Below are 26,626 nucleotides of genomic sequence, written 5' to 3'. Positions count from 1 at the left end.
TTCTCTAAATTTTAGCTATTTAAAAATTACGCTTTTTGTACTTTTATCGAAAGTCATATAAAATAGTACATGAAAAACGTAAAGAATTATCTATCGGAAAATAAGGACCGATTTTTAAATGAGCTTATCGAACTACTTAAGATTCCGTCTGTTAGCGCAGACTCTGCCTTTTCTCAAGACGTTTTAGATACAGCTGAAACGGTTAAAACTCGATTAGAAGAAGCAGGTTGCGATGTTGTTGAAATTCATGAAACTGCAGGTTACCCAATCGTATATGGTGAAAAAATCATAAATACTGATCTACCTACAGTTCTTGTTTATGGCCATTATGACGTTCAACCGGCAGATCCTATTAATCTTTGGCATTCACCACCATTTGAACCTGTTATTAAAAAAACAGAGAAACACCCAGAAGGTGCCATATTTGCTCGTGGAGCATGTGATGACAAGGGTCAAATGTATATGCATGTAAAAGCATTGGAGTTGATGGTAAAAACTAATCAACTGCCATGTAATGTAAAATTCATGATTGAAGGTGAAGAAGAAGTTGGCAGTAATAATCTCGCCATTTACGTAGCCGAGAATAGAGAGAAGCTGGCAAATGATGTTATTTTAATATCAGATACAGGTATGATTGCCAATGATGTGCCGTCAATAACTACAGGTTTACGCGGTCTAAGTTATGTTGAAGTAGAGGTTACAGGTCCTAATCGTGATTTACATTCCGGATTATATGGTGGTGCGGTTGCTAACCCGATAAATATTTTAACCAAAATGATTGCCAGTCTACATGACGAAAACAATCATATTACTATACCTGGTTTTTATGATAAGGTAGAAGAGCTATCTGCTGAAGAACGTGCAGAAATGGCAAAAGCACCTTTTAGTATTGAAAAATACCAAGAAGCTTTAGATATTGAATCTGTTTACGGTGAAAAAGGATATTCTACCAACGAACGTAATTCCATTAGACCAACATTAGATGTTAATGGTATTTGGGGCGGATATACTGGCGAAGGTGCAAAAACTGTTATTGCAAGTAAGGCATTCGCAAAAATATCTATGCGATTGGTTCCTAATCAAGATTGGAAAGAAATTACCGATTTATTCAAGACTCATTTTGAAGCTATAGCACCTAAAGGTGTAAAAGTGGTTGTGAAACCACATCATGGCGGACAAGGGTATGTAACTCCTATAGATACCATTGCTTACCAAGCAGCTTCAAAAGCTTATGAAACTACATTTGGCAAAAAACCAATTCCACAACGTAGTGGTGGTAGTATTCCTATTGTTTCTTTATTTGAACAAGAGCTAAAAAGCAAGACTATACTTATGGGCTTTGGTCTAGATAGTGATGCCATACACTCCCCTAACGAACATTTCGGAGTGTGGAATTACTTTAAAGGAATTGAAACTATTCCTTATTTCTATGAGTATTTTACAGAAATGACTAAGAAGTAGTTGAAAGTTGAAAGTTGAAAGTTGAAAGTTGAAAGTTGAAAATAAATTAAAAAAATAAACGTCTTTGCGAGCAAAGACGTTTTATTTTTTTAAACAAATCAGATATTATTAAAGTTCCACGAACCAAAAACTATATTTTCTTAACGTACTTGGTAATTATAACCGTCATTGTTGGTCCTACTTTACCTTCAATATATTCTGCATTTTCACGATCTAAAGAAATTCTTCGTACAGCAGTACCTTGTTTAGCAACTTGGCTAGATCCTTTTATTTTCAAATCTTTTACTAAAACAACGCTATCGCCATTTTCTAATATCACTCCGTTTACGTCGCGGTGAATAATCTTGTCAGCCTCGGCCAAACCTTCTCCTGTTGCTTTTGCCCAAACTAAAGCCTCAGGCTCTAAATAGATCATATCTAATAAATCTTTAGGCCAACCTTCAGATTTTAATCTAGATAACATCCTCCAAGCAACAACTTTCACAGAATCATACTCACTCCACATACTGTCATTAAGACAACGCCAGTGGTTTGCATCCATTTGTTCTGGATCTTCAATTTGAGTTCGGCATGTTTCGCATGCTAAAATACTAGAATCGACTCCGCTAATAGAAACTGGCTCAACTTCAAAAACTTCTAAATTATTGGTTCCCGTACATAACTCACAAGTGGAGCCACTACGTGCTTCCAAATCATCTTTTACACTCATTCTAGGTTGTTTTTAGAATACAAATTTAAACTTTTATAAAAGAAGACACCACTCATTTACTTTCTTGAAAAACACTTAAACCTTTAATCTTTCGTTCTATCTTAGTATTACAGTAACCTAAGCAATTGATTACAAAGCAAAATACCCATATTTTTCTTCGACTCAGCATTGCATTAGCAATAATTGCAGCGCTCTTTAAAGTAATGCATTGGCAATATTCAGATATTTTACTAATTGTTGCTGTTGTTGGTATAACCCTGTTCTATAGTATATGGTTCTATAAAAAATCAACTAAAATTGGGCTAGACTATGCCAAGTTCTTTTTGTTATCTAGCTTTATATTTCAATATTTATTTAAGGTACTCCATTTAAAATACGGCTTTATATTCTCTTACCTGTTCAGAATATCACTGGTTGTATTCATAATTGTATATGTAAAAGACATATTCTTCTCTGAAGACGTTTCTTCTGAATTGGAAGAAAAACAACCAACCTCAAAAAAGAAAATTTACTCCATCATTTTAAACACTATTACGGTTCTCTGCATAATTATAGGTGCTCAATTCAAAATACTACATTGGGAATTCGGATGGATAAACGGAAACATACTACTTTCTGTGGGACTCGTAACCGCAACCATTTCTATTATATTCGGAATTAAAAAATCATAATACCATTCTAATTGCATTTTACTCTACACTTGTAGAATTAAAATATATGTTCTATGTTTGTAGAACATACTCTAAACTTGTAGAAAATGCAATTATCCAAATCAGAAGAAGAATTAATGAATATTCTATGGAAGCAAAAAAAGGCTTTCATGAAAGATTTGCTCGATGCTTACCCAGAACCAAAACCCGCAACAACCACTGTTGCCACTTTATTGAAAAGAATGGCTGACAAAAAATTTATTGATTATAAAAGCTTTGGTAGAAGTAGAGAATACTTTCCGTTGGTAAAAAAGAAAGACTATTTCTCTAAACACGTTAACGGACTCATTAAAAACTTTTTTAATGATAGCGCTAGTCAGTTCGCATCATTTTTTACTCAAGAAACGAATTTAAGTAAAGCTGAATTAGAAGAATTGAAAAAGTTAATAGACGTAGAAATCGAAAAGAAGTAATTATGGTTATCTATCTTTTAAAATCCGCCGCATGCATGGGCATATTTTTGCTCTTCTACAAACTCCTTTTAGAGAAAGAAAGCATGCACCATTTTAAAAGATTCTTTCTATTGACGGCTCTCGTAGCTTCTTTTATCATTCCTCAGGTTGTCTTTACCGAATATGTAGAAACAATACCTACCGCAGCAGTTACTCAAGTTTTAACCCTAAATGAACCGCAAGAAATTACACCTGTAGTTCATGTGATTGAAAAATCGCCTATGAATTGGTCTTTAATACTATGGACTATCTACGGATTAGGAGTTGCAGTTTTCGGGTTTCGTTTTCTATTAAATCTTACCAAAATTTGGCAACGAGTTAAGCGGAATACCCTAATAAATAATAACTTTATAGTAAGGGTTTTACTAAAAGAACAATTACCTCCTCATACTTTTTTACGGTATATTTTTCTGAACAAACAAAGATTTGAATCTAAAAACATACCCGATTCCGTTATAAAACATGAAGAAACTCATGCGCTACAATGGCATAGTTTAGATGTAATTTTTATAGAATTATTACAGATACTATTCTGGTTCAATCCATTGATTTATGTCTACAAAAAAACAATTAAACTCAACCACGAATTTTTAGCAGATAGCGCCGTACTTAATGGTCAAGAAGACTACTTAACCTATCAAAACACATTACTGTCGTACTTATCAAACGACAGCTTTTACACCCATCAATCAGTTGGTATCGCAAATGCCATAAATTATTCATCAACTCGCCTGACCGTATTTGGAAAATCCTTCAATATTGGTAATCCATACGGGCAGGTCAAAAAACGATTCATCATCATGAAAAAACAAACATCAAAAAAAGGGATTTTAATTCGAAGTCTATTCTTGCTCCCAGTACTAGCTTTAATGCTTTACGGCTTTAGTCAAAAGAATGTAGTAACTAAAAACACTATCAAAGACATTAATATTGAAATCACAAAAACAGGAGATTTACTTATAAACGATGAGCCAACAACTTTAGAAAACCTTTCTTCAGAAATAGAAAGAGTGAATCAAAATTTTGGTCCGTATATTATTAAAAACTACACCACGGCTCATATTCTTTATGACGAAAGTCAATATAAATTAATTGACCAGGTTAAGACAAAACTAGGAGCTATAGGTATTTCTAACATTGAACATTTTAGTAAAAGAACTACCAATATTCTTGGCAAAAACGAATTTAAGCCAAGTGAGTATCATGGAAAAACTGTAGATGAGGCAAAAGAAATACGTAAAGAATATGTGTATAATGAACTTAAAACCGATGCCAATCATGAACCACTATTAGAAATAGCGTGGATAGAAGTAAAGAATGAAAACGAAATTTGGTTCAATGACCAACAAGTTCAATTGTCACTACTAAATGAGAAGGTAAAGGCAGAATTTCCTTTGGCGATTAAAAGCAACAAACTATCAGCTCAAATTTATACACCATGGAGTATCAATTCAGATATAACTGATGCTATAACTCAAGAATTAAGAAAACTTAAAACCAAAAGTATTACCGTTTTCATGGATAAACCAACAAATATTGACAAAGCTTTTACTTTACAAGGAGAATGGCTCAATGCAGATAACGAGGTAGAAATACTAAACATCCGAAGGGAAAAAGACAATCTGTATTGGGGGCTAGCGCAGAATAAAGCTGTTAATTTTGAAAAGATAGGAGACCAATATTACTACTTCTCTAATGTCAATGACGAAAAAATAATAGTTGAGTTAAGCTCACAAAAAGGCACTATCATCTTTGATAACAAAAAGTATATCCGTAAAGAAAACAGCCTACGAAATAAATTAAATGGTACTTGGGTCAACAATGAAAACAATATTAGAATAACTGTTTCCGAATACGATATTTATATGGTTTTTGATCTTTTAGAAGGAAACAAAAAAGATGTTCGTTATTATCCTAAAAAACGCGGCAACAGTTATTATTTCACCTATGGTTATAAAGATTGGTCGTTTAGAATTGAAAATAATCAGTTAGTTGACTCTAAAGGTAATTACTATACCAAACTAGAGAAACAGCAATCAATCAAAAACTCAAACAGAATAATAAGGCTTGCAGGTTTAGTAATAGATTCCGAATCTTTAGAACCTATAGTAAATGTAGAAATCATAGACAATAGTGGAACCATACTTGCCACAACAGACAACAAAGGTTATTATTCACTTGAGTTAATTAATACACAACGAGGTGAAATTTACTTTGATCTAACAGTCATAAAAGAAGGTTACAAATCATTATTACAAAAAGAGCATTGGGGAAATGTTCAAAGTGAGATTACTAGTTCATACTTCTTCGGTCTTCAAAAAAATAATGGAGCTACAACTGAGTTCTCTAAACTTTTTACGAGGAACGACAACTTAGATTATGCATCAGTTGTAAAAAACAAATCTATAATTGAAAGCGAACGGCTTTTCAATTCAAAGTTAGAGGTTGCAAAAAATGGTAATACTAATTGTATTGTAGAGGTTAATGAAGCACCTTATTTAGTAGATGCTACATCATGGATTAAATTAAATTCTACAAACGATATAATTGCTGTAAATGACAAAGAGAATATACCTGCCTCTAAATTGAATGGTTATATTAATAGAAATAATATAAAAGCAATGTCTCCATTAGAAAATTACGACACCGCTCAGTTCGCTGTATATACAACTTCAGGCGACATCAATGCTAACCTCAACAAGAGAGCTTTTACTACTTATAATAACCTTGCCAGACAATACAACGCTATTCCCATTGAAAAAAGAAGCATTCCAAAAAGTGATTTAAAAATATTAGAATCTACTTATAAAAATATGACATCTAAAGAAAGAAAAGCTGCCCAACCTTTCCCTGAATGTCTTCCTAAAGAAAATCAAGATGGAGCATCAGAAGAACAAATGATAAAATACAATGGTTTAGCCAAAAAGTATAACTCCATGATAGCTGAGGGAGGCAATATTCGAATCCTAAAATCTGATGTTGATGAACTAACATATATCTACAGATTAATGTCTTCTAAACAAAAAGAGAATGTAGAGCCATTTCCTAATTTCCCAAAACCACCAGCTGTACCAAAAGCGCCAAAAGCTCCGAATACCGCTGATTATGCAGATGCTGAAATTGAAAGAATTATAGCAACTCAAGACACATACGACGGTGCATTAATGCTACATAAAGCGAATAATTTACCACATAATAACACTACCTACATTAACATTGATGGAGAGCTAAAATATGATGATAAGAAAACTGAAAACACTAGAGTATACATTTTTAATTCTGATAGCTCCAAAACTAAAAACAACCCTAATCTAATGGAAGATTTACGTTCACTTGAAAAACAAAATGCTCAATTCTATTTTGAAGGTGAAAAAATATCCTCAGAAGAAGGTTTTGAAATTATAAAGAACGAAAAAAGCATTAAAATTGAAACTCTGCCTTATACCAACAGACAACCAGAGATTAAAATTTACAAGAAAACTAACACCAACCTAATTCCTCCCCCACCCTCACCTCCTACGCCGCCTTCCCCGTTAGACTATGCTATTAGCATGGCAAAAAAAGGAGCAACATTCTTCTACGAAGGCAAAAAAGTCTCGTCTGATAAAGCCATTGATTTACTAAAGAAAAACAAAGATTTAAATATAGAATCTAGAGAAAAAAACGGCAAAGCAGAAGTAAGAATCACCAAAGAACCTGTAACAATCGAATAACAAGAACGTCAAACATATGTTAAAGCCCTCTTTTCGAGGGCTTTTTGCGTACCAAAAGTGTAATAGTTACGTTCACCCAGTATACATCATCATCAATCAAAAACAAATCATTAATCATGATACAAGACTTCTTTATTCTCTGCTCCGGGGCAGATGCCGATCTTTTAAAAACTTGCTCTAAAGGCGAACAAAACAAATATGCCGGTATTGGTGCTACCGTATTTTTCACAGCTGTAATGGCTTTTATTGCTAGTAGTTATGCTCTATTCACTGTTTTTGACAATCTGTATGCCGCAGTATTCTTCGGTTTCATTTGGGGGTTACTCATATTCAATTTAGACCGTTTTATTGTTGCTACCATTAAAAAGAGAAACAACATTGGTCAAGAATTTTTACAAGCTACCCCTCGTATTATTCTTGCAGTCATAATTGCCATTGTAATTTCAAAACCCTTGGAAATGAAAATTTTCGAGAAAGAAATCAATCAGGTATTACTAGAGCAAAAGAATGGACTTACACTTGCCAATAAAGACCAACTTGCGCTGCAATACACCCCTAAGGTTGAGCAATTGAATCAAGATATAGCTGCTTTAAAAAATGAAGTTTTAATAAAGGAAGCGGAGACGAATGCGCTTTATGATATTTACATTAACGAAGCTGAAGGTACAGCCGGCACAAAGTTATTAGGCAAAGGTCCTGTTTATGCTGAAAAACGAGATAAGCACGATGCAGCTCTTGCAGAACTACAGGCACTAAAGACTACTAATGCTGAAAAAGTATTGGCGATAGAATCTCAAATTGCAACGCTAGATACGGAATATGCAGAGGTAGTTAAAAATTCACAACCCGTAATAGACGGTTTTGACGGATTAATGGCAAGAATTACCGCTTTAGACGAATTACCGTGGCTTCCTTCATTTTTCATATTCCTTTTATTCTTAGCCATAGAAACATCACCTATAATTGCCAAATTATTAGCTCCCAAAGGGGAGTATGATATTAAACTAGAAGAGGAAGAAAGCGTACTTTCTACTTGGGTAGAACAAAAATTGGCGCAACGAAAACTCATTGCTTCAACTGATAGTGAAATCAATCAGAAAATATATGAAGACCTAAAGGGAGAAGAAGAGCTTTATGGCTATAAAAAGAAAAAGGCAGAAGAACTGCTGCGCTTACAGGCAGATAGTTTTCATAATATTCAGACCAAAGGTTTAAAATAGAAAAAGACCAATATTACTATTGGTCTTTGGTGATTTGGGGGAACTACCTGAACAACTATTATTTTGCCATAGCTTCTAATATCAATTCTGAATTTGTAATATTAAAATTGTTTATTTCAAAAATTTCTTCTTGGTTCGCTGATTCAAAATAACCTAAACACTTTTTACAATTTGAAACAGTTTTCATAAGATTCAGTTTAAATGATATTGTTTGCTAATTATTAATTACACTTCAAAGGTATATTGTTATGACCGCTCTAATCTCGCACAATTGACTAAGGGAGAATATGTATAGACCAATTGACAATATGTATAGACGAGATGTTTAAATACTTTAAGCTTTAGATGGTAGAGTCAAATAATACATTGACAATATGCGCTATATCGATAATCTTCGTTGCAAATAAGCTAATTTTATATATTGGTAGTCTTAACTTTGCATACTAATGGCATCACTTAAAGAATCCAAGAAAAAGAAAAGAAGGTTTTACAACCTCGTTATCATAATAGTATTGTTAATTATAATTGCTACAGGTTTTATGGCACAACTAGAATGGTAACATTACAGTTGAAAATTGAATGTTAGTATTCAATCCTATAGTGTTTACCATATGACCAACACAAATTCAAAATTCAAAAAGTATTTAAAGCTCCTGGGGAAAATTATCCTTGGTGTGTTATTGCTATTTTTTATTTTGGTTTTAGTAGTACGAACCTCTTGGGCACAAAACTTCATTGTATCTAAAGTCACTAATTACATATCAGACAAAACCAATACTAAGGTAGAAGTAGACAAATTGTATCTTACATTCTCAGGAGACATTCAAGTAGAAAATGTATTTCTAGAAGATAAAAAGGGTGATACTTTATTCTACACAAAATCACTGCAAGCAGATATTCCTATTTACACCATTATTTTTAAAAATTCTTTATCTATAGATAGCGTCATTTCTGATGGTGTAGTTGCATATATTAATAGAGCTGATAATCCTGATGAATTTAATTTTACTTTTCTAATTGATGCATTAACAACCCCCACAGACACAACAGCAGCTACTTCAGAACCAATGGATATCTCTATTGGAAGTTTAGATTTAACCGATTGGAAGTTGAACTATACCGATACCTATTTAGGAACAAACATAAACCTCATACTTGGCAACCTAAATGTAGACGTTACTGAGTTTGATTTAGAAAGAATGAAGTTTTCTTTGGATGAATTAAATCTAACCAATACCCAATTCACTTATAACCAAACACACCCATTTCCTATTACAGAAGATACCACCAGTACTACACTACCATTTATAAAATTAGAAGATTTAGAAATAGAAAATGTATCTGTTAACTACAATAGCAAGCCAGATGGTCTACAAACTCAACTCAAATTAGGCTCAATTAAACTCACAGATATACTCGCAGATGTTTCTAAAAACAGATACGAGACCAACGACTTCATCTTTCAAGATTCGCAAATCGCTATACAAATAACAAGTGATGAATCTGAACAAAACAATACATCCAATAACATAGAGTTTCAATGGCCAAAATTCATTATTGCAGCAAACAATATTAACATTGCAAAAAACACGTTTAGTTACTCTTTAAATGGCAATGTTAGTAATGTAGATGCTTTCAACCCCAATGCATTTAAAATTCAAAATTTTCAACTGTTAGCTAAAAACCTGGCATACCAACCAGAGAATTTCAATGCCGATGTTTCTAAATTTTCTTTTTCAGAACCAAGTGGTATTCGATTAAATCAATTGGCTTTTAAGACAAGTATATCAGATACCGAAGCTTCAATTTCAGATCTTATTTTTGATATGAACCAAAGCTCAGCCAATGCCAACTTAGCTATTCAATTTAACTCCTTACAAGGGGCAATAAAAAATCCTAAAAAAAGTACTTTATCGGTAGATATATCTAACCTTAATCTAGTGTTAGAAGATGTACTAAAGTTGGTCCCCGAACTTGCTAAAAATCAATATTTAGATTCTTTGTCATCGCAACCTATTACAGGCAATCTAAAAGCTATCGGTAGTCTAGAAAAAGTGAATGATTTTAATACGGAACTACAATGGGGAAAAGAGACCAAACTGACTGCTAAGGGTAGTATCAGCAATCTCACTACAATAGATTCACTTACATATGACTTGAACAATATTAGCTTTAAAAGCACCAAATTGGCAATCAATAAAATAATATCGTCTAAAGAATTGGGTATTTCCATACCAGAATCTATACTCGCAAAAGGAAGTTTATCTGGAGGGACCACATGGGTGAATCCTGATATGAACATCAAAATACCAGAAGGAGCAGCTACTATAAATGCGCTTGTAAATTTTGATGACATCATGAAATTTAATGGTCAAATTTCTGTTGACAGTCTGCAATTAGGAAAGCTATTACAAAACGACCAACTGGGTAAATTATCACTTAAAATTGAAGGCAAAGGTGTGGGTTCTGAACTTAATAATTTTGATAGTACAATTGATGGTATAATCACCCAATTTCAATTTGACGGATACGATTATAATGACATAACAATTACCGGAAATTTAAAGGACGGAAACGGTACAGTTACCGCCAATATCGATGACCCAAATCTGAATATGGAAGTCAATTCAACTATGACACTTTCATCTCAAGAAAACGACATTGTTTTTACTTCAAATATTATTGGGGCAGATTTACAAGAACTAGGTCTCACAAAAAACAATATTAAGATAGCAGCAAACATTAAAGGAAATTACACCGGTTTGCCCTCTAATTTTACGATAAATACAACTATTGAAGACGGTATTACCATTGCAGATAATGAGCAGTATCAAGTAGCTACAATCTCCTTAAAAGCACATATTGAAGATTCTATCACCGATGTTTCAGTTAAAAGTAATTTTCTAAATGGGCAATTGACTTCTAACGCATCACCAAATCGAATTACAGATTCTCTTAAAAAACAGTTAGAACAGTATTTCTCTACAGACGATACTACGATTGAAGTTGAAGATGATATTGATGCGAATTTGGCACTTGCCATAATACCTACTCCCGTTTTATCTAAGGTATTTTTCAACGGAGTAGAAGATTTAGATTCTTTAAACATAGACGCTAGCTTCAACTCAAAAAAACGAAAAATTTCGGCAGAGATCAAAGTGCCACACATTTCATACGCAGGTAGTTCTGTAGACAGCTTAAATGCTTTTATAAAAGGAGATTCTGTAAACCTAAAATTCTCTGCAGGTCTGGCAGATTTAATTTATGAGCCCATTCATCTAAAACAAACGTATTTAGAAGGGAGCCTTAAAAACAAAGAACTGTTACTTGACTTCAATTCTAAAAATGACTCTGTACCCGTAATGCATATAGCGTCCGGTTTGGTATTTCAAAAAGATACTTTAAAGCTTCATATTAGTCCGAAAGACCTCATATTAAACAAAAAACAATGGGATATTCCTGAGGACAACAACATAGTCATAGCCGAGTCATTTTCAGACTTTAAAAACGTAATCTTAAATAGAAATTCTCAAAAGATGGAAATTTCTAATAAGATTCCGGAAATGGAATCGGACCATATCGGTATTCTGTTCCAGAATTTTCAATTACAAACATTCCTAAGCTTTTTCAATCCTGATGAAGCACTAGCAAAAGGTAAAGTCGAGGGGAATTTCGTAATAATTAATCCGTATGCCGCTTCTGGGTTAGTGGCAGATATTGATATTAAAGATTTTCAGGTCATGGAAAATCCGCTAGGTACATTAACCTTAGATGCATCTTCCAAATCATTATCTGAATATGATTTTGATTTGGCATTAAAAGATGGTGGAGCAAATCTAACCTTAACCGGAGACTATGCAGCGAAAGAAAACACTGCCGATCTAAACATGGAGCTCGATATTCAAAAATTAGAAGCCAGCGTTATTCAAGGGCTGTCAAATGAGCAATTATCTGATGCTAAGGGATATTTAGATGGTAGTCTTCTAGTAAATGGAACACTTGCCGAACCAAAATATTCTGGAAGAATAAATTTCAATGATTTTAGTTTAACGTTAGCAGCGTACAAATCTACTTTTGCTATAGATAACGAACATATAGATATTGATCAAGATGAAATAACGTTCAACTCCTTTGCCATTAATGATATCAATCAAGGTACATTAACTGTAGATGGCACTATTACTACAAAGAGTTTTGCAAATCCTGATTTTGACCTTTCTGTTAAAACTGACCAATTCAGGGTACTAGATTCTAAAAAAGGTGATGACGAGCTTGTTTATGGTATTGCCAGTATTAAAGCTGATTTAACAGTAAAAGGAAATTTAGAGCTACCTGTTATAGATGGTAAATTACGCGTACGAGATGTTACCGACCTAACGTACATTGTACCTCAAAACGAGCTAGATATTCAAGAGCGAGACGGTGTGGTTATTTTTGTAAATAGAGAAAGTTCCGATGCCATACTTACCCGAACCGATGGCGAAAAGTCTAATTCTTTTTTTGCAGGAATGGATATCAATACCACATTAGAAATAGGAAATGATGCAAAATTCACTATTGTTCTTGACGAAAAGACTGATGACAAACTACAAGCATCTGGTGCTGCAACGCTGAATTTAAACATAGACCCAAATCAAGATATTAGATTATCGGGTAGGTTAGAGTTAGATTCTGGTTTTTACAGAACAAGCTTGTACAATTTGGTAAGTCGAGAATTTAAAATACAAAAAGGCAGTAGTATTGTTTGGAGCGGTGACCCGTTCGATGCAAAGATGGATGTGACTGCTATTTATGAAATAGAAACCTCAGCATCATCATTAATGTCATCTATAAGTTACGGTACAGATAGTAGCGTTTCTGGAACATACCAACAAGCAACAGACTTTCTTGTGTACCTAAATATTGACGGGCAACTTATGCTACCTGAAATATCATTTGCGTTAGATATGCCAGAGAGTGAACAGGGTAATTTTGGCGGTGCGGTTTATAGTCGCATTCAACAATTGAACGAACAAGAATCTGAATTGAATAAACAAGTATTTTCATTATTGGCTTTAAATCGTTTTTACCCAACTACGGGAAGTGATGGTAGTAGTGGCGGAGTAGTTTCTATAGCTAGAAATAACGTAAATAAAGTACTTTCAAATGAGCTTACCTCAATTTCTAATAAGCTATTAGGCAAGACGGGTTTTGAGCTTGGTTTTGACCTAGATAGCTTTGATGATTATGAAAGTGGAAGTGCCCAAAGTAGAACGCAATTAAATATCAACGCGAGCAAAAAGCTCTTTAATGATCGGTTAATTGTCACCGCTGGTAGTGCCGTAGATGTAGAAGGTAGCGCCTCTTCAAGTGAGACTGAAACCCCTTTGATCGGCAATGTAACTTTAGAGTATTTACTAAGTGAAGAAGGTACTTACAGACTTAAAGGCTTTAGAAGGCAAGAATATCAAAATATAATAGACGGGCAGTTGATAATAACGGGAGTAGCCTTTATTTTTAACCGCGAGTTCAACAAATTCAGTCAATTGTTCAGTCCGCTAGAAAAAGAGAAAACAGAAAAGAAGCCTTTAAAAAAGAATAAAGAAGAACAGGAGAGCATTGAAAAATAAGAATTTTACATATCGAACATTATTCTGCTTGGCGTTTCTGCTTGTCTATTCATGCGGTATAGAAAAATATATACCTGAAGGGGAGCAATTATATACTGGTGCTGAATTAAAATTAAAAACAGAAAGTGAGCTGAAAGACAGTAAAGAGGTAAAAACAAAATTACTTAGCCTTATTGAGCCAAACCCTAATACCAAGTTTTTAGGAATGAAACCTGCCCTATTTTTTCATTACAAGGCGCAGCGAGAAAAACCTGGATTTCTTTATAAATTCTTGAACAAATCTTTTGGTGAAGAACCGGTTTATTTCTCTGATGTAAATCCTGAACGGGTAGAAGAATTAATACTGAACAGGTTAGACAACAACGGTTTTTTCTACAGTAGGTCAGCATCTGAAACAGTTGTTGACGGCAACTTTGCATCTGTAAATTACACGGCTACATTACCAGAACCCTATGTGTTAGAAAACTATACGTTAGAATCTGACTCCTTACCTATTTATAAAGAAATTGAAAAAATGCTGCCGGAAACAGCTCTAGTAAAAGGTGACCGATTTGATTTAGATTTATTGAAGGCAGAAAGAGCACGTTTAAATAACAGACTTAAACAAAAAGGGTTTTATAACAGTCAAGAAGATTTATTAATTTTTGAGGCTGATACCAATCAATATAACAATAGAAAATTCGATCTTTTTCTTAGGCTGAAGAAAGATGTGCCAACACGTGCCTCTATCCCCTACTCTATCGATTCTATTACAGTGTACCCGAATTACTCGATTGAAGGCGATACATTGCCCTTGACCGAAGAAAACGTCACACAAATTGACAGTATCGATTTTATTCAGAATGAATTGTATTTTAAACCCGAGTTGTTAGAGTCGTACTTATTATTCAATGAAGGTGATTTGTATGATGCCAACACATCAAAACAAACAAGTAGTAGATTATCTGCTTTAGGTAGCTATAAGTATGTAAACATACAATACACCGAACTAGATACTACTGCAATTGACGGTAACGGTGGTTCTTTGGCTGCAAGCATCTATTTGGCACCTTTGACCAAACGCTCGATAAGAGCCGAGTTACAAGCTGTTTCAAAATCTAATGGATACACCGGCCCGGGCATTTTATTAAGTCATACCAATAGAAATGTATTTAATGGTGGTGAAACATTCAGCGTTTCTGCTGATTTCTCTTACGAGTTACAATTGTCTAATAGCAGCAACACCAACTTAACCAGTATAGCAGGTGGAATAAGTACAGACTTAATTATACCTAGATCCATCCCTTTTTCACCAAGCAGATTTAAATATGCAGTGCCAAAAACCAAAATATCTCTTGGGGTAGATTTTCTACAACGTAGTGATCTGTTTACATTAAGTTCTGTGAATGGCACATTTGGGTACACCTGGAAAGAGAACAAATATGTATACCACACATTAGACCCTATTAGTATCAACTATTCAAAATTATCTAATGTTACAGATGAGTTTCAGACTATTCTTGATGATAATGAATATTTAACTCAAAGTTTCGAACAGCGTTTTATCGCCGGTTTGCTATATAGCTTTACGTATGACGAGGTATCTGACCTTGATAAAGAAACCCCTATCTATTTTACTACAAATTTTGATCTAGCTGGTAATATGTTAAGTCTTGCAAGTGGAGGTTCAAATACTATTTTTGGTTCTGAATATGCACAATATGCAAAAGTAGACGCCGATTTACGATTATACCTAAGGTGGGAAAAAGAACGCACTTTAGTATCTCGTTTATATGCAGGTTGGGGTGTACCTTATGGTAACAGTTCTACTTTACCTTTTGTTAAGCAATTTTATTCTGGAGGTCCTTATAGTATTCGTGCTTTTGATATTCGATCTTTAGGACCTGGTAATTTTTATCCGGATTCAGATGATGACACTACAGATTACTACGACCAATCCGGTAATTTAAAACTAGAAGCCAATGTGGAGTATCGCTTTCCGTTATTCTCTTATTTAAAAGGCGCCTTCTTTGTTGATGCCGGTAATGTTTGGCTAACGGGAGATTACTCTGACCTTTTAGATGACGAATCTATTAGTACTTCGTCTGAAGCACTTTTTACAGATGGTAAATTTGAAAAAGATTGGTTAAGTGAAGTCGCGGCAGGTGTAGGTTTTGGTGTGCGGTTAGATATTCAAAGCTTCGTAATTCGTTTAGATCTAGCTTCCCCACTACGTATACCGTACTTGGAAAAAAACAAACGTTGGAATGCGCCTTTCTTTGGAAATGCAGATAATAATATGACTTTAAACTTTGCTATCGGTTATCCATTTTAAGAAACTCCGCTTGAGTTGAGTAGCTACTTAATTTACACTTTAATAAAGTTTGAATGTCTGGTTGAGCGCAGTCGAAACCTTCTTTTATTAATTCCCCCACATTCGTTGCCACAGTGCAGCCATTAACCGTTTAGCATCTCTTTTAAACTTCGGTCTTTCTTCTACAATTAAATCATCTCCCTCAGGTATTAATTTATAACTGAATGCAAATTGACTTTCATTTTCGTTTAAACTAATGAGTCCGAATCTTAGGTCATTAAAATACAATTGTCCATCCTTTTCAGTAATCGTATACCAGCCTTCGGTTATTTTTATAAGTCGCATTATTTTATCATTACCTTCCCATTTACCCAGCAATTCATGATTTTTAGGATATGATATAAATGAAATTGGTTGGCTATCAAAAAAAGAATAATCTGCCATTAAATAAGCATCTTTAGTATCCACATTTGCCATCCATAAAACTGTATTCAAAGGTGCAGGCCTTGTATTCATTTCAGTATACGAAATACCTTGCTCATTAAGGGCTTTCTCAAATTTATAAAAAGCGATGCCTTTTAAAACCAAGGTCAACACCAAATAAGCAGAACTAATTATAAGTCCGAGCTTCACATATTTTCTACGTTTCATAGAAGTTCGCTTTTGAAACAAAACTAATATCAAGAAAATAATAAACGGAACCGTGTATAACGGGTCAATCACAAAAACACTCTGAAACGCCAATCTGGTTTCAAAGGGCCAAAACAATTGTGTGCCCCACGTAGTAAAAGCATCTAATAATGGGTGAGTAAATAATCCCCAAAACATCAACCATGACCACTCTTTCCAAGTAGCCGATTCTTTCTTGTTTATTTTCCAAACAAGCCATCCAAAAACAGGTGCAAATAATACAGAAAAGAAAATGGAGTGACTAAAACCTCTATGCCATTCAGTAGCAGTAACGGTATCTAAGAAGAAACGGGTTATAACATCTAAATCGGGTATAGTACCTGCAATGGCACCATAAAGCATTGCCTTGTTCCCAACTTTCTTACCCAGTACAGCTTCGCCAACTGCTGCTCCGAGAACTATTTGTGTTAATGAATCCATTTAAAATATCATTCAATTATAAGACTTTGCTCTGCTGAAATTAAATCGCCCTCTGCACTCATGCCTTCAACGAAAAAGGTCACATTGTTCTGCAGTGTATTTAAAATTTTAAATGTGCCTATTCCATTTTCATCAGTCTTTAATTCAGGAACCCAATGAATAGTGCCAAAATTCTCAAATTCATTAGAAAGGTATGAGGTGTATTTAGGGGTATAGAATTTCTTAACAGGCTCAAATCCTTCTTTAAGTTGGTACTTAAAAACATTCTCATCTTTACTGTAATTTTCATTATAATCTCTAGGCAACCTTCTGGTGTAAATACGAATTACGCCACCAGCACCTCTTGCTCCTTCGCCTGCTCCTGTTTTATCTATTAAAAAACTTTCTACCTCTTTTGTAGGCATTCGATATAAAATATCGAGTGTGGTCAATCTTACATTATCTAAATAAATTACAGGAACTGGCAGCGCGTTACCTGAGAGGAAAGATTGTACTGTTCTTGCTCTAATGATAAGGCGATCTGTACTACCAAAACTTAACTCTTCTCTTACGTAATACCCTCTTGAAGCTATTATCTCAGTTATTAGCGGAAAACTAAACTCAATATCTTCAGTAACTTCGGTCATTTTTCCTTTTAAATACTTAGGGATAAACACATTGCTTTCTACCGTTGCCATTATCTTATCTTCAACTACAGTAACCTCATTTAAACTGATAGTATTATTAGAAGAAATTAAATCTGGTACTTTTATTTCGCTAGAACTATTTTCATCTTCAAATTCTACTTTTTCTTTCCAAATAGTATCAATTTCATCAGGTATTGCCCCTAACTTCATATTCAAACCAATATTCGGTTTAGCCAATTTTCCATTCTTAACAATGAGCGTAAAATCTAAGGTTTCACCCTTTACAGGAAAATTTTTCTGAATTAAAAATCTATTGTCTAAAATGTCTAAATACCTACTTCGACCATCTGGAAAACTAACTAAGAGCTTATCTTCAGATGTAACCCCTTTACTATAAATGGTTCCTTCTAAATCTATTCCGTTTTCAAATTCATAAAATTGACCAGGAGGTCCTTTAAAAATATCGTTCCAGTCATATTTAGACCAACCTTGGGTCATTAACAATAAGTCTAAGTCATTCTCTTTTTTTTCGGTAACATCTATAAAATAATATCTAGGGTTTTCAATGAATCCTCTTATATAAGGTTTTAAATAGAATGCACTATAAATAGAGTTTTGATTATTGTTCGATATTGTTTTTTCTGGCAAAACAGATACACTCAAGTTTTGTATCCCTTTACTAGTATCAAGAAGTTTCAATTGAATACTCAACGAATCTTCTTCAGTAGACAATTTGCTTACTTCTAATTGTGAATCTAAAAGGTTAGAATAATTAAATATTAATCGCTCTGCTATAGGCTTACCATCTGGATTAAACAGGGTTAAAATATTCATCCCTTTGTTAAGCACTTCTTTATTTAAAACCCTCGATACAAATAGTTTGTTCTTTGAAAAAGTGATCGGTATTCTATTTGCATGACCGTCTTTATGTATCAATAAATAGAACTGTTGTTCTTTAATCGCCTCTTTTGTTGCGGCATTGGTAGTTAAACTAATAATTAACCGATCATCATCGACATTTTTTACGCTAAAAGAAATACCTATTGCTGAAGGTTTTTGTATGGTGGTCGTTTGCACACTACCATCGCTAAATTCTATTTTTGCAACATAGGTAGTACCCGCTTTCGGATTAAAGTTGAATTTCCCTAAGCCAAAAATTGAAGTATAGAATCTAGCTACCTGAGTATTATCAGAATCAAATACAGAGCCTTCTACTATTCTTACGCCATAGCCGTTAATATCTGTTACTTTCACCCCCATTACCCCAGGTGTATCTCCTATTAAATTACCGCCTTCTGGCAGAAACTGAATATCATATTCTTTAACAGATTTAGCCTTTTCAATTGGCTTCTCATTTAAGATGGTGATCTTCTGAACAAATGAATCATCCTCTTTAAAATTCTTCATCCAATTTGTACTTGTACGAAGATAGTATTCACCACTAGCAAGCATTGAATCAACTGCGATATTACCTTTAAAATAACCATTTTCAGCTTTAAAATGATAGTCGTTAAATTTCTTACCATCAACATTATACAACCCAACGTGAACTGTTGAAGTTTGACTGAAAGGTTTACTATTATGCCTATCAAAGACATAACCTTTTAACCATACCTCTTCATTGGCTATATAGGTTGTTTTGTTAGTATGTAGAAATACAGACTCTCTAGGTAACTCAAAATATTTCAAGAATTTTTCCTTGACCAAATTATTGCCAATATCGTTTTGAGACAGAAGAATGTTTGAAAATAGTATGAGGAATAAAAACGAAATTCTATGCATGAAAAAAGACGGAAAATGATTACAACATTAAATCTAAGAATAAAAACCTTCTATTCAATAATCCCCATTTTTTTTAAGAGAAAAGAAGCATTCATATTCTGACAAATACCATCTTTGAACGTATAATCAAAATGTAATTCGTTATCTATTATCTCAGCATCAAAATAATGATTTTTTACGGCTTCGTATTCATCGGCAACTTCACAAAGACTAAGATCGTGGGTAGCAATTATTCCGGTGGATTTACTTTTCACTAGGCGTTCTACAAATTTTCTTGAACCTAAAGCCTTATCGGTACTATTTGTTCCTTTCAAGATTTCATCTAAAACAATGAAATAGCGATCGGTCTGAATTTCATCTACGATATACCTAAGTCGTTTTAATTCTGAAAAGAAGTACGATTCATCATCAGTCAATGAATCTGTAGTACGCATACTGGTAATTAATTTTATAGGTGAGTAGGTTACTGACTCCGCACAAACTGGCAAACCTACATTTGCCATCATAATCTGCAGTGATACTGTTCTCAAGAACGTACTTTTACCAGCCATATTTGCACCGGTAATGATAAAAAACTGTCCGCCATCAATAGTAATATCATTCAATATACTTTTTGCTGGGTCTAATAACGGGTGACCTGCATTTTTAGATTTCAATACCACTCCGTCATTAGTAATCGTCGGATATGTAAAATTCGGATGATTAAAAGCAAAATTCCCTAAACTACTATAGGCATCAAAAAATGCAATGGTATTGAACCATATTTCTACACTTTTACCATGTGCCTCAATCCATTTTTCAATGGCTAAGCAATCAGTTAATGAGCGAAGGAAAAATCCGTTCGCAAAAATTAAATAGAGTAGATTATTATTACGATCCAAGTTGCTTAAAAGTGATGCGAATTTCTTTAGAACTTTAGAATTATGTTCGCCATTACTTAAAATGTTTGCCTTTTGTTTTTTTAATAAATCTGATGTAAAATCTGTCGTTTCTATCATTGCCAATAACTGATTGTACTGGTCAAAAGTAGATTTCATTTTGGTAGCGCTCTGCCCTAAATTAGTCACTTTTTTAGTAAAAAGTCCGACGATAATCATACCTAAAACCAACCATGTTATTAAAACAGATTCAGGCAAGTAATCTAAAAAGTAAGCGACAAAAATAGCTGCTGAAATAATTGAAAATATAAGAGGAATAAAATTCATTGCCTTTGGCACAAAAGGCTCATAATTCTTTAACCATTTGGCAATGGTATGTGTAGAAGTCTCTGTTTTCGTCAATGCTGCCATTGCAGAAAACTCTTGTCGCCAATCTACTTTTTCGCCAATTTCAGCAATAGCTTCTTGCTTTTCAGTAATGTCGGCAATAGAATTCTCTTTATAAATATCTGCTAATAAAAGGCTACCCTCAGCAAGTTTTGTTCTATTAGAAATTTGATAAAAAGAACCTTCACCAAACAAGTCTATATCTTGACTGAAAAAATGAATGTCATCGGCAAATTCTTTTCCGTTAGGTAATTTAGAAAAGTCTCTTTTTAGCACTTGCAATTCTACCAAGTTGATATTTCGCAACTCTTCAATTTTAGCTTTTTGAAGTTTTAGATTTGTGTACTTACTTACTAAAAATAAGAACAATGGTATACCTACAAATAACACGGCAACTACATATTTTGCATTTACCGAAGCGAAATAAAGTGCAGCGATAGTACCCAAAAAGATCAGTAACCGCAACGTGCTAAATAAAAATAGTTTCTTATTTAAGGCTTCTATAAGCTCATCAAACTTTTGTACGCGTTGGGTGTAAAATTCCTCTAAATTATTCATGAATATCAACCTATTATAGAAAAGGCAAAGATAACCTTCGAAACTGGTTTCTATAAATGGAAAGCAGTTTTAAAAACACTCATTTCATTTTATAAATTATCTACAGCGGTACCTTCATAAGTGGTATAGTTTATTTTCAACAAATTCACCATACGAAGTTCACTTTTAAGGTCTTCTATAATACCCATTTTCACTCCAATATCTGCTTTAATAGATACTGTTGCTACACTTTTTAAATGCTCTGGCATTGACGACAAAGCTTGTAATGCATAATCGCCAACTTCACCTACAGTTATAAACTTATTGTCCATTTGAATTCTAGGCTCATCTCCTAAATTGGCCTTGGCTTCTGCAGTAGGCTTACCCACATAAATTTCTATAACTCGGTCTTTCTTGTCCAATTTTTCAGTTTCAGTTGCAGTTGGCAAGGTATTCTCCACCAATAAATTCTGATTCTTCATAACGGTAACCGTCATAAAGAAAAAGAGAAGTATAAAAACAATATCAGGTAATGATGCTGTTGATATAGGCGGCAAGCTTTTACTAGATCTATACTTGTTGAATTTTATCATGGTATTAGTTATTTACGGTTTCTGGTTCTAGAATTTTCTGCGGATAAAGTGCTCTTATAATTTCAAGGCGTTCTTTTAATTGTCCCTTTTGGTCATCATTAATCTCTTCATTGTAATAATCAGAATAAATGGTTTCATAAGGGGTATTGAACAATCGTAAACTTTCTCTATTACGCAAGGCGTTATAAGCTGCAATCACTTCATTTTGTACAGCTACATAAACCGGATAGCTCGTATTGCGTTGTGTTTTTATAGAAATAATAGCCTTATCAGGATTTTCAGATAAATCTAGTAAACGGTCGCCTTTACAATAATCACAATATCCATCCATACCCAATGTATAACCACCGTTATCTATAAAGGCGATTACTTTCTTTCTAAGGATTTTTGAATTTATGATTTCCTCTTCTGCCATTATTTGATCACTATTATTAATACTAATTTCAAAAAGGTTTCGCTCTCTGATATCAACAATAGCTTCATTATCATTCGGAGGCATTAGACGGTTAAGTCCAGCATCATTTTCTATAGATGTAGTGACCAAGAAAAAAATCAATAATAGAAAAGCGATATCTGCCATAGAACCGGCATTTACTTCTTGAGGAGATCTGTGGTTTTTCATGAATAGTGGTTTTATACACTATTAAGTACTGAAAATTGAGTGCTAAAGAAAAGTTAGAATGAGTGAATGATGCTTTTGAGTGAGGGAACAGACCGCTTTACTAATTGTACAAAGTTTTGTACACTAAATACTATAGTGCTTCTAGTTCTGCTTTTAACTTCTTGGTCAACTTAGAAACCACCAAATCATACGAGTGATCAATAAGGTCTAGCGTAAGTTCTTTAGATATTTGATTTAGGTAAACAGTATTCCAATGTTTTTTACTCATATGCCAACCTTCAATAATGCCTTCATGTTGTTCGCGAAGTTCTATGGCTCTTTCTGGGTCACATTTTAGGTTTACACGTAAGGGCACATGCTCTAATCCACATAAGGCGAACATTTTGCCCATTACCTTAAATACCAACGTTGTCTCATCAAAAGGAAAAGATTCTGTTACTCCTTTTTTAGAAATGCAGTATTCTCGGTATTCTTCAACATTCATTTTATGATCTTTTGACTCTTACGTTTTCTAAAAACTCTGAGGCATTCTGCCAATAGTATCTAATCTTTAAAAATGTCTTATCACCTATATCGTTAGATTCAACAGTTTCAATTGCGACGCCGCCTATCTTTTGATAATATTTAATTGCAGCAATGTTGGTATTTAACACCCATAAATAGAAGCCATTCTCTCCATTTCGTTGTACAATTTCTTCCGCTAAAGCTGCTATTAACTTTGTACCTATACCTTTTCCTTGAGTATTAAGACTTACGTGTAAATTATCTAGCAATGTTCCATATTGAATATCATGATTGAAATAGGCACACATAAAACCCAAGAACTCGCCATCTTCCTCTGCTATAAAAACAAACTGATTATCTGACGGATGCTCAAAGCGCTTTTTCCATTCAATCAATCTATTCTCGAATGCCAGATTATCTAAAAAATGGTCACTAAAAGATTCTCTATAATTTTGCTGCCAGCTTACCGAATGTAAGGTTGCTATTTTCTCAACATCTACTTCGGCAGCCTTTCTAAAAGTCATAGTTTGATTTTAGATTCCTGTTGAATCGTAAACGATTACTTTAGACCACAGCTTTTCCGACTCTGCAATAAACAGTTTATGCGGAGCTTCATCTTGGTAAGCTTGTTGAGACTCTGCAGAATCAAAACTTACAATTAAAGAATAGGTAAATGAACCATCTACTACATCTCTACTAGCTCTTGGAGGTGTACCAATAAATTTTGTTTTAGCATAACCGGAATTATCTAAAAACTTACGTAATGAAGTCTCAAAAGCGGTACGGTCTGCCTGATTATCAGGGTTTTTCAACCAGAAAAATACGGTATGGGAAAAATTAGAATCGAATTCTGTCATTTCTTTATCATTTTGACCAAAAGTTACTGTAGTCATTAGTGTTAATACAAGGATACAAATTACGTTTTTCATTATCAATTTTAGTTGTTTATTGTTATTTTGCGAGTAAGTCAATTTGCTTTTGCGGAATTTCAAGCGCAGAATAATCTAATGTCCACCCAATAGTTTCTACTATTTTTTCCATAATCAAAACTGTCTGCAAAGCCTCTTTTCTAGCAGTATCCATCAAGCCACTTTCCGGAATTTTTTCGCGTATATGTGCTTTCGCCTCTGCATTAAGTTTAGTAAGATCATCTGGGGCAAAAAAATTGAAAAATCCGCTTTTTACATCGTAAAACTCTAGCTCAGGTTCAATACTCAATACTTCTGGCTGCGGAAAATTATCTAGTATAATTATTTTCTTACTTTCATCGGTATGCATTAAAAGCTTGCTTAAATCATAACCTATATGCGCTTTCGCCTTTATAACCACCAATGCTTTCTTTTTGCTACTTACTAGACTTAAAAAATCTTTTACATTTTCATATTTGTATATTTCGGCAAACTCACCTTCTACAGATATCAACTTGCAAACACTTTTCATTTTCTCTAATAACACTGTAGACTGGTGCGTTGTTATCTCTTTACTTTTCTTGCCTTTAAAAAAATTAAAAAGCCAATACATGCCAATTGCACCTAAAACTAAACCAAGAATGGTATCAAAAATATTATCCATTTTTACTTCCTATTTCTCCTAAATGAGTAAACTTGAACCCTTTATCATATTTGAGTCCGTAGCCAAAGATACGGTCCATGGCTATATGTATAAAAAGAATTGTACCTATTAATTGCATTATGGGCAACATAAAATAGATACCTACAAAGTATAAAAGTATGGCTACACCTCTGTGATGAAAAACGTTATAGCAAACTGCGCCCATTTTTGAACCTAGTAAATAACCCAACATAGATATATCTGGGGTCAATATTAAAACTGGCAACCACCACCATTGATACCCTAATAAGCCGAACATAAAAATACCCAGAATCAATAAGGCAAACTCTTCTAATTTCAATACGTTTTTCATGATTATTCTACTTTATAAAGTACCGGTCTACTTGGGCTAGCATCATTTTCAAAGGGTGCTACCTGCAAGTTTAAAAAGTACGGACCATCAACAATTTTATCTGGCACAAAAATAAATTCGGTTATAGTAGCCTCTAGCCTTACCTCACCGTTGAAGTCCCAAAAGGCTTTATGGGCCAAAAGCTTGCCATCATCTTTTTCTTTATCGACAGATGGTAGGTCTATCAACAAATGCTCCACACCCAATTCTCTTATAAACACCATCGCATCTTCTAATATGTAAGGCGGGTTAGTATGCGAATACTGCCTATTTCGTTTTGATACGGTATTAGGTAACGTTCGTATAACTAATGCTGTTGGAGTATGATTACCCAATGCATTTTTAAGTTGTTTTTTCGTAATTACTAAATCTCCATTTTCTTCGGATGGATGTACAGTAATCACCTCAGCCAAAAAGAAGAACTGCTGTAAATTTTGATTTACAGATTGATGCTCAGCAGATATATGCCCTACACACTCCGTATGTGTACCATGAGAATGCGGATTGAAAGAAATGTCATAAAAATTAGTACTAGATCCTGCCACAATACTGCCCGTAAAATTAGCTTCTCTATGAGGCTCTATTGTTGGAGCATCAACATACCAAGCGTTTACATTATTGTCTTTATTAGTAATAGATATGGAAATGTCCAAGGGTTTAGACAAGTCTATTTCGTACTCTTTAGCATTATGGGTTATGGTAGTTTTCATTGTATTTAACCTCAATTTACATGATAGCTTTGAGATAAGAAAATTACAACTTTTTGCGCGGTTATAATTAAAGAATATAGAAGAGATAAGTATTCGTGTTCCATACCTGTTCTCGATACATTTTCTTGCAGAAAACACTCGAACTGACAAAACATTTATTTTTTAATCTATTGCTCCAATGTCACTTCGAGTGAATTTTCGAGGTACGAGTAAATTTGTATCGAGAAGCTCGCGTACACCAAACCTGTTCGCGATACAATTTTATATTTCCGTTCCACTTCAATAAAAAATCACTCGAAAAGACAAAACGTATAATATTAACCCTAACAAAATGATTGTTTCTAGCACTCATGTCACTTCGAGTGAATTTTTGAGGTACGATAAAATTTGTATCGAGAACTCGTATGAACAATCTAAATCGTAAATTGAAAAGGTGATTACTTACTATGTTTATATATTGGAATGTGCTGACAACAGCTTTTATACTGGAATAACTTCTAACCTAACTCAAAGGTTAGAATCTCATCAATCTGGAAAGTATAAGGATAGTTACACAAGCAAAAGAAGACCTGTAAATCTTGTTTATTATTGTGAATTAACTGACCCAAATATGGCTATAGAAACAGAAAAACGGATAAAAAAATGGTCAAAAGTGAAGAAACAAGCACTTATTAATGGGGAGTATGATGATTTACCAAACCTCGCAAAAAAGAAGTTTTAGTAAGAACGAGGGGTATTCGTGTTCCG

Annotated in this window: 21 protein-coding genes; 8 read left to right on the top strand and 13 right to left on the bottom strand. The window is 33.9% G+C overall.

The features are described 5' to 3' along the window. Positions 1-69 precede the first annotated feature (69 nt). Positions 70-1,461 (top strand): dipeptidase, encoded by a 1,392-nt coding sequence (locus tag BUC31_RS06295; RefSeq protein WP_073242264.1) that lies wholly within the window; start codon positions 70-72, stop codon positions 1,459-1,461. 130 nt (positions 1,462-1,591) lie between these two features. Here the strand turns inward: BUC31_RS06295 and BUC31_RS06290 are convergent, their stop codons facing one another. Beyond that, positions 1,592-2,170 (bottom strand): PhnA domain-containing protein, encoded by a 579-nt coding sequence (locus BUC31_RS06290; protein ID WP_027065050.1) that lies wholly within the window; start codon positions 2,168-2,170, stop codon positions 1,592-1,594. Between the two features lie 125 nt (positions 2,171-2,295). On the opposite strand from BUC31_RS06290, the gene BUC31_RS20430 reads away from it, so the two are divergent. From BUC31_RS20430 to BUC31_RS06270, 4 genes are all read left to right on the top strand, one after another. Next, complete coding sequence (locus tag BUC31_RS20430) at positions 2,296-2,841, top strand: GldL-related protein (RefSeq protein WP_211573850.1); 546 nt, start codon at positions 2,296-2,298, stop codon at positions 2,839-2,841. An 86-nt stretch (positions 2,842-2,927) separates the two neighbouring features. Beyond that, positions 2,928-3,293: a BlaI/MecI/CopY family transcriptional regulator gene (locus BUC31_RS06280; RefSeq protein ID WP_073242260.1), complete on the top strand. Its 366-nt coding sequence runs from the start codon at positions 2,928-2,930 to the stop codon at positions 3,291-3,293. Between the two features lie 35 nt (positions 3,294-3,328). Further along, positions 3,329-7,045, top strand: a complete 3,717-nt coding sequence (locus BUC31_RS06275) for a M56 family metallopeptidase (RefSeq protein ID WP_170861932.1) — start codon at positions 3,329-3,331, stop codon at positions 7,043-7,045. 116 nt (positions 7,046-7,161) lie between these two features. Then, a complete protein-coding gene (locus BUC31_RS06270) occupies positions 7,162-8,265 on the top strand; it encodes a DUF4407 domain-containing protein (protein ID WP_073242256.1) in 1,104 nt (367 codons plus the stop codon). Positions 8,266-8,323: 58 nt separating this feature from the next. Here BUC31_RS06270 and BUC31_RS20600 read toward each other — a convergent pair whose 3' ends face one another. Beyond that, positions 8,324-8,452, bottom strand: coding sequence for a hypothetical protein (locus BUC31_RS20600; RefSeq protein WP_262987445.1), 129 nt, complete (start codon positions 8,450-8,452; stop codon positions 8,324-8,326). Positions 8,453-8,876: 424 nt separating this feature from the next. Here BUC31_RS20600 and BUC31_RS06265 point away from each other — a divergent pair, with 424 nt between their 5' ends. After that, positions 8,877-13,874, top strand: coding sequence for a translocation/assembly module TamB domain-containing protein (locus tag BUC31_RS06265; RefSeq protein WP_084134958.1), 4,998 nt, complete (start codon positions 8,877-8,879; stop codon positions 13,872-13,874). A gap of 28 nt (positions 13,875-13,902) precedes the next feature. Continuing rightward, entirely contained in the window at positions 13,903-16,188 is a 2,286-nt protein-coding gene (gene tamL, locus BUC31_RS06260) for a translocation and assembly module lipoprotein TamL (protein WP_244534008.1), read from the top strand. An 87-nt stretch (positions 16,189-16,275) separates the two neighbouring features. Here the strand turns inward: tamL and BUC31_RS06255 are convergent, their stop codons facing one another. From BUC31_RS06255 to BUC31_RS06205, 11 genes are all read right to left on the bottom strand, one after another. Then, the gene (locus BUC31_RS06255) at positions 16,276-17,277 is read right to left on the bottom strand and encodes a metal-dependent hydrolase (RefSeq protein WP_073242253.1); all 1,002 of its coding nucleotides are present in this window, start codon (positions 17,275-17,277) and stop codon (positions 16,276-16,278) included. 8 nt (positions 17,278-17,285) lie between these two features. Beyond that, the gene (locus BUC31_RS06250; RefSeq protein ID WP_139251904.1) at positions 17,286-19,592 is read right to left on the bottom strand and encodes a hypothetical protein; all 2,307 of its coding nucleotides are present in this window, start codon (positions 19,590-19,592) and stop codon (positions 17,286-17,288) included. Between the two features lie 143 nt (positions 19,593-19,735). Then, positions 19,736-21,508, bottom strand: coding sequence for a MutS-related protein (locus BUC31_RS06245; RefSeq protein WP_073242249.1), 1,773 nt, complete (start codon positions 21,506-21,508; stop codon positions 19,736-19,738). An 89-nt stretch (positions 21,509-21,597) separates the two neighbouring features. Then, on the bottom strand, positions 21,598-22,080 hold the full coding sequence (locus BUC31_RS06240) for an ExbD/TolR family protein (RefSeq protein ID WP_073242247.1): 483 nt from the start codon (positions 22,078-22,080) through the stop codon (positions 21,598-21,600). Between the two features lie 4 nt (positions 22,081-22,084). Then, positions 22,085-22,702, bottom strand: coding sequence for an ExbD/TolR family protein (locus tag BUC31_RS06235; RefSeq protein ID WP_073242245.1), 618 nt, complete (start codon positions 22,700-22,702; stop codon positions 22,085-22,087). Between the two features lie 130 nt (positions 22,703-22,832). Then, a complete protein-coding gene (locus tag BUC31_RS06230) occupies positions 22,833-23,186 on the bottom strand; it encodes an MmcQ/YjbR family DNA-binding protein (RefSeq protein WP_073242243.1) in 354 nt (117 codons plus the stop codon). A 1-nt stretch (position 23,187) separates the two neighbouring features. Continuing rightward, the gene (locus tag BUC31_RS06225) at positions 23,188-23,730 is read right to left on the bottom strand and encodes a GNAT family N-acetyltransferase (protein WP_073242241.1); all 543 of its coding nucleotides are present in this window, start codon (positions 23,728-23,730) and stop codon (positions 23,188-23,190) included. 9 nt (positions 23,731-23,739) lie between these two features. Next, positions 23,740-24,099, bottom strand: coding sequence for a Dabb family protein (locus BUC31_RS06220; protein WP_396627748.1), 360 nt, complete (start codon positions 24,097-24,099; stop codon positions 23,740-23,742). 58 nt (positions 24,100-24,157) lie between these two features. Then, positions 24,158-24,778: a DUF4230 domain-containing protein gene (locus BUC31_RS06215; protein WP_073242237.1), complete on the bottom strand. Its 621-nt coding sequence runs from the start codon at positions 24,776-24,778 to the stop codon at positions 24,158-24,160. Beyond that, a complete protein-coding gene (locus tag BUC31_RS06210) occupies positions 24,771-25,130 on the bottom strand; it encodes a DUF4260 domain-containing protein (protein ID WP_073242235.1) in 360 nt (119 codons plus the stop codon). The genes BUC31_RS06215 and BUC31_RS06210 overlap by 8 nt, the downstream gene beginning before the upstream one ends. A 2-nt stretch (positions 25,131-25,132) precedes the next feature. Further along, entirely contained in the window at positions 25,133-25,879 is a 747-nt protein-coding gene (locus BUC31_RS06205; RefSeq protein ID WP_073242233.1) for a cyclase family protein, read from the bottom strand. A gap of 433 nt (positions 25,880-26,312) precedes the next feature. Between BUC31_RS06205 and BUC31_RS06200 the strand changes: the two genes are divergently transcribed. Next, positions 26,313-26,600 carry a GIY-YIG nuclease family protein gene (locus tag BUC31_RS06200; RefSeq protein WP_073242231.1) on the top strand — a complete coding sequence of 96 codons (288 nt, stop codon included), beginning with the start codon at positions 26,313-26,315 and terminating at the stop codon, positions 26,598-26,600. The last annotated feature ends 26 nt before the right edge of the window (positions 26,601-26,626 follow it).

This window comes from Maribacter aquivivus (genome assembly GCF_900142175.1).
GTDB classification, from domain to species: Bacteria; Bacteroidota; Bacteroidia; order Flavobacteriales; family Flavobacteriaceae; genus Maribacter; species Maribacter aquivivus.
Note: the sequence above shows the minus strand (reverse complement) of the source record. Positions and strands in the feature narration are given on the sequence as shown.

What these genes read in the sequence shown, in the direction of transcription:
- BUC31_RS06280 (WP_073242260.1), top strand. Translation starts at nt 2,928, where the DNA reads ATGCAATTATCCAAATCAGAAGAAGAATTAATGAATATTCTATGGAAG.
- BUC31_RS06205 (WP_073242233.1), bottom strand. Translation starts at nt 25,879, where the DNA reads ATGAAAACTACCATAACCCATAATGCTAAAGAGTACGAAATAGACTTG.
- BUC31_RS06290 (WP_027065050.1), bottom strand. Translation starts at nt 2,170, where the DNA reads ATGAGTGTAAAAGATGATTTGGAAGCACGTAGTGGCTCCACTTGTGAG.
- BUC31_RS06255 (WP_073242253.1), bottom strand. Translation starts at nt 17,277, where the DNA reads ATGGATTCATTAACACAAATAGTTCTCGGAGCAGCAGTTGGCGAAGCT.
- BUC31_RS06230 (WP_073242243.1), bottom strand. Translation starts at nt 23,186, where the DNA reads ATGAATGTTGAAGAATACCGAGAATACTGCATTTCTAAAAAAGGAGTA.
- BUC31_RS06210 (WP_073242235.1), bottom strand. Translation starts at nt 25,130, where the DNA reads ATGAAAAACGTATTGAAATTAGAAGAGTTTGCCTTATTGATTCTGGGT.
- BUC31_RS06265 (WP_084134958.1), top strand. Translation starts at nt 8,877, where the DNA reads ATGACCAACACAAATTCAAAATTCAAAAAGTATTTAAAGCTCCTGGGG.
- BUC31_RS06215 (WP_073242237.1), bottom strand. Translation starts at nt 24,778, where the DNA reads ATGGATAATATTTTTGATACCATTCTTGGTTTAGTTTTAGGTGCAATT.
- BUC31_RS20600 (WP_262987445.1), bottom strand. Translation starts at nt 8,452, where the DNA reads ATGAAAACTGTTTCAAATTGTAAAAAGTGTTTAGGTTATTTTGAATCA.
- BUC31_RS06275 (WP_170861932.1), top strand. Translation starts at nt 3,329, where the DNA reads ATGGGCATATTTTTGCTCTTCTACAAACTCCTTTTAGAGAAAGAAAGC.
- BUC31_RS06235 (WP_073242245.1), bottom strand. Translation starts at nt 22,702, where the DNA reads ATGAAAAACCACAGATCTCCTCAAGAAGTAAATGCCGGTTCTATGGCA.
- BUC31_RS06240 (WP_073242247.1), bottom strand. Translation starts at nt 22,080, where the DNA reads ATGATAAAATTCAACAAGTATAGATCTAGTAAAAGCTTGCCGCCTATA.
- BUC31_RS06225 (WP_073242241.1), bottom strand. Translation starts at nt 23,730, where the DNA reads ATGACTTTTAGAAAGGCTGCCGAAGTAGATGTTGAGAAAATAGCAACC.
- BUC31_RS06245 (WP_073242249.1), bottom strand. Translation starts at nt 21,508, where the DNA reads ATGAATAATTTAGAGGAATTTTACACCCAACGCGTACAAAAGTTTGAT.
- BUC31_RS06295 (WP_073242264.1), top strand. Translation starts at nt 70, where the DNA reads ATGAAAAACGTAAAGAATTATCTATCGGAAAATAAGGACCGATTTTTA.
- BUC31_RS06270 (WP_073242256.1), top strand. Translation starts at nt 7,162, where the DNA reads ATGATACAAGACTTCTTTATTCTCTGCTCCGGGGCAGATGCCGATCTT.
- BUC31_RS06220 (WP_396627748.1), bottom strand. Translation starts at nt 24,099, where the DNA reads ATGACTACAGTAACTTTTGGTCAAAATGATAAAGAAATGACAGAATTC.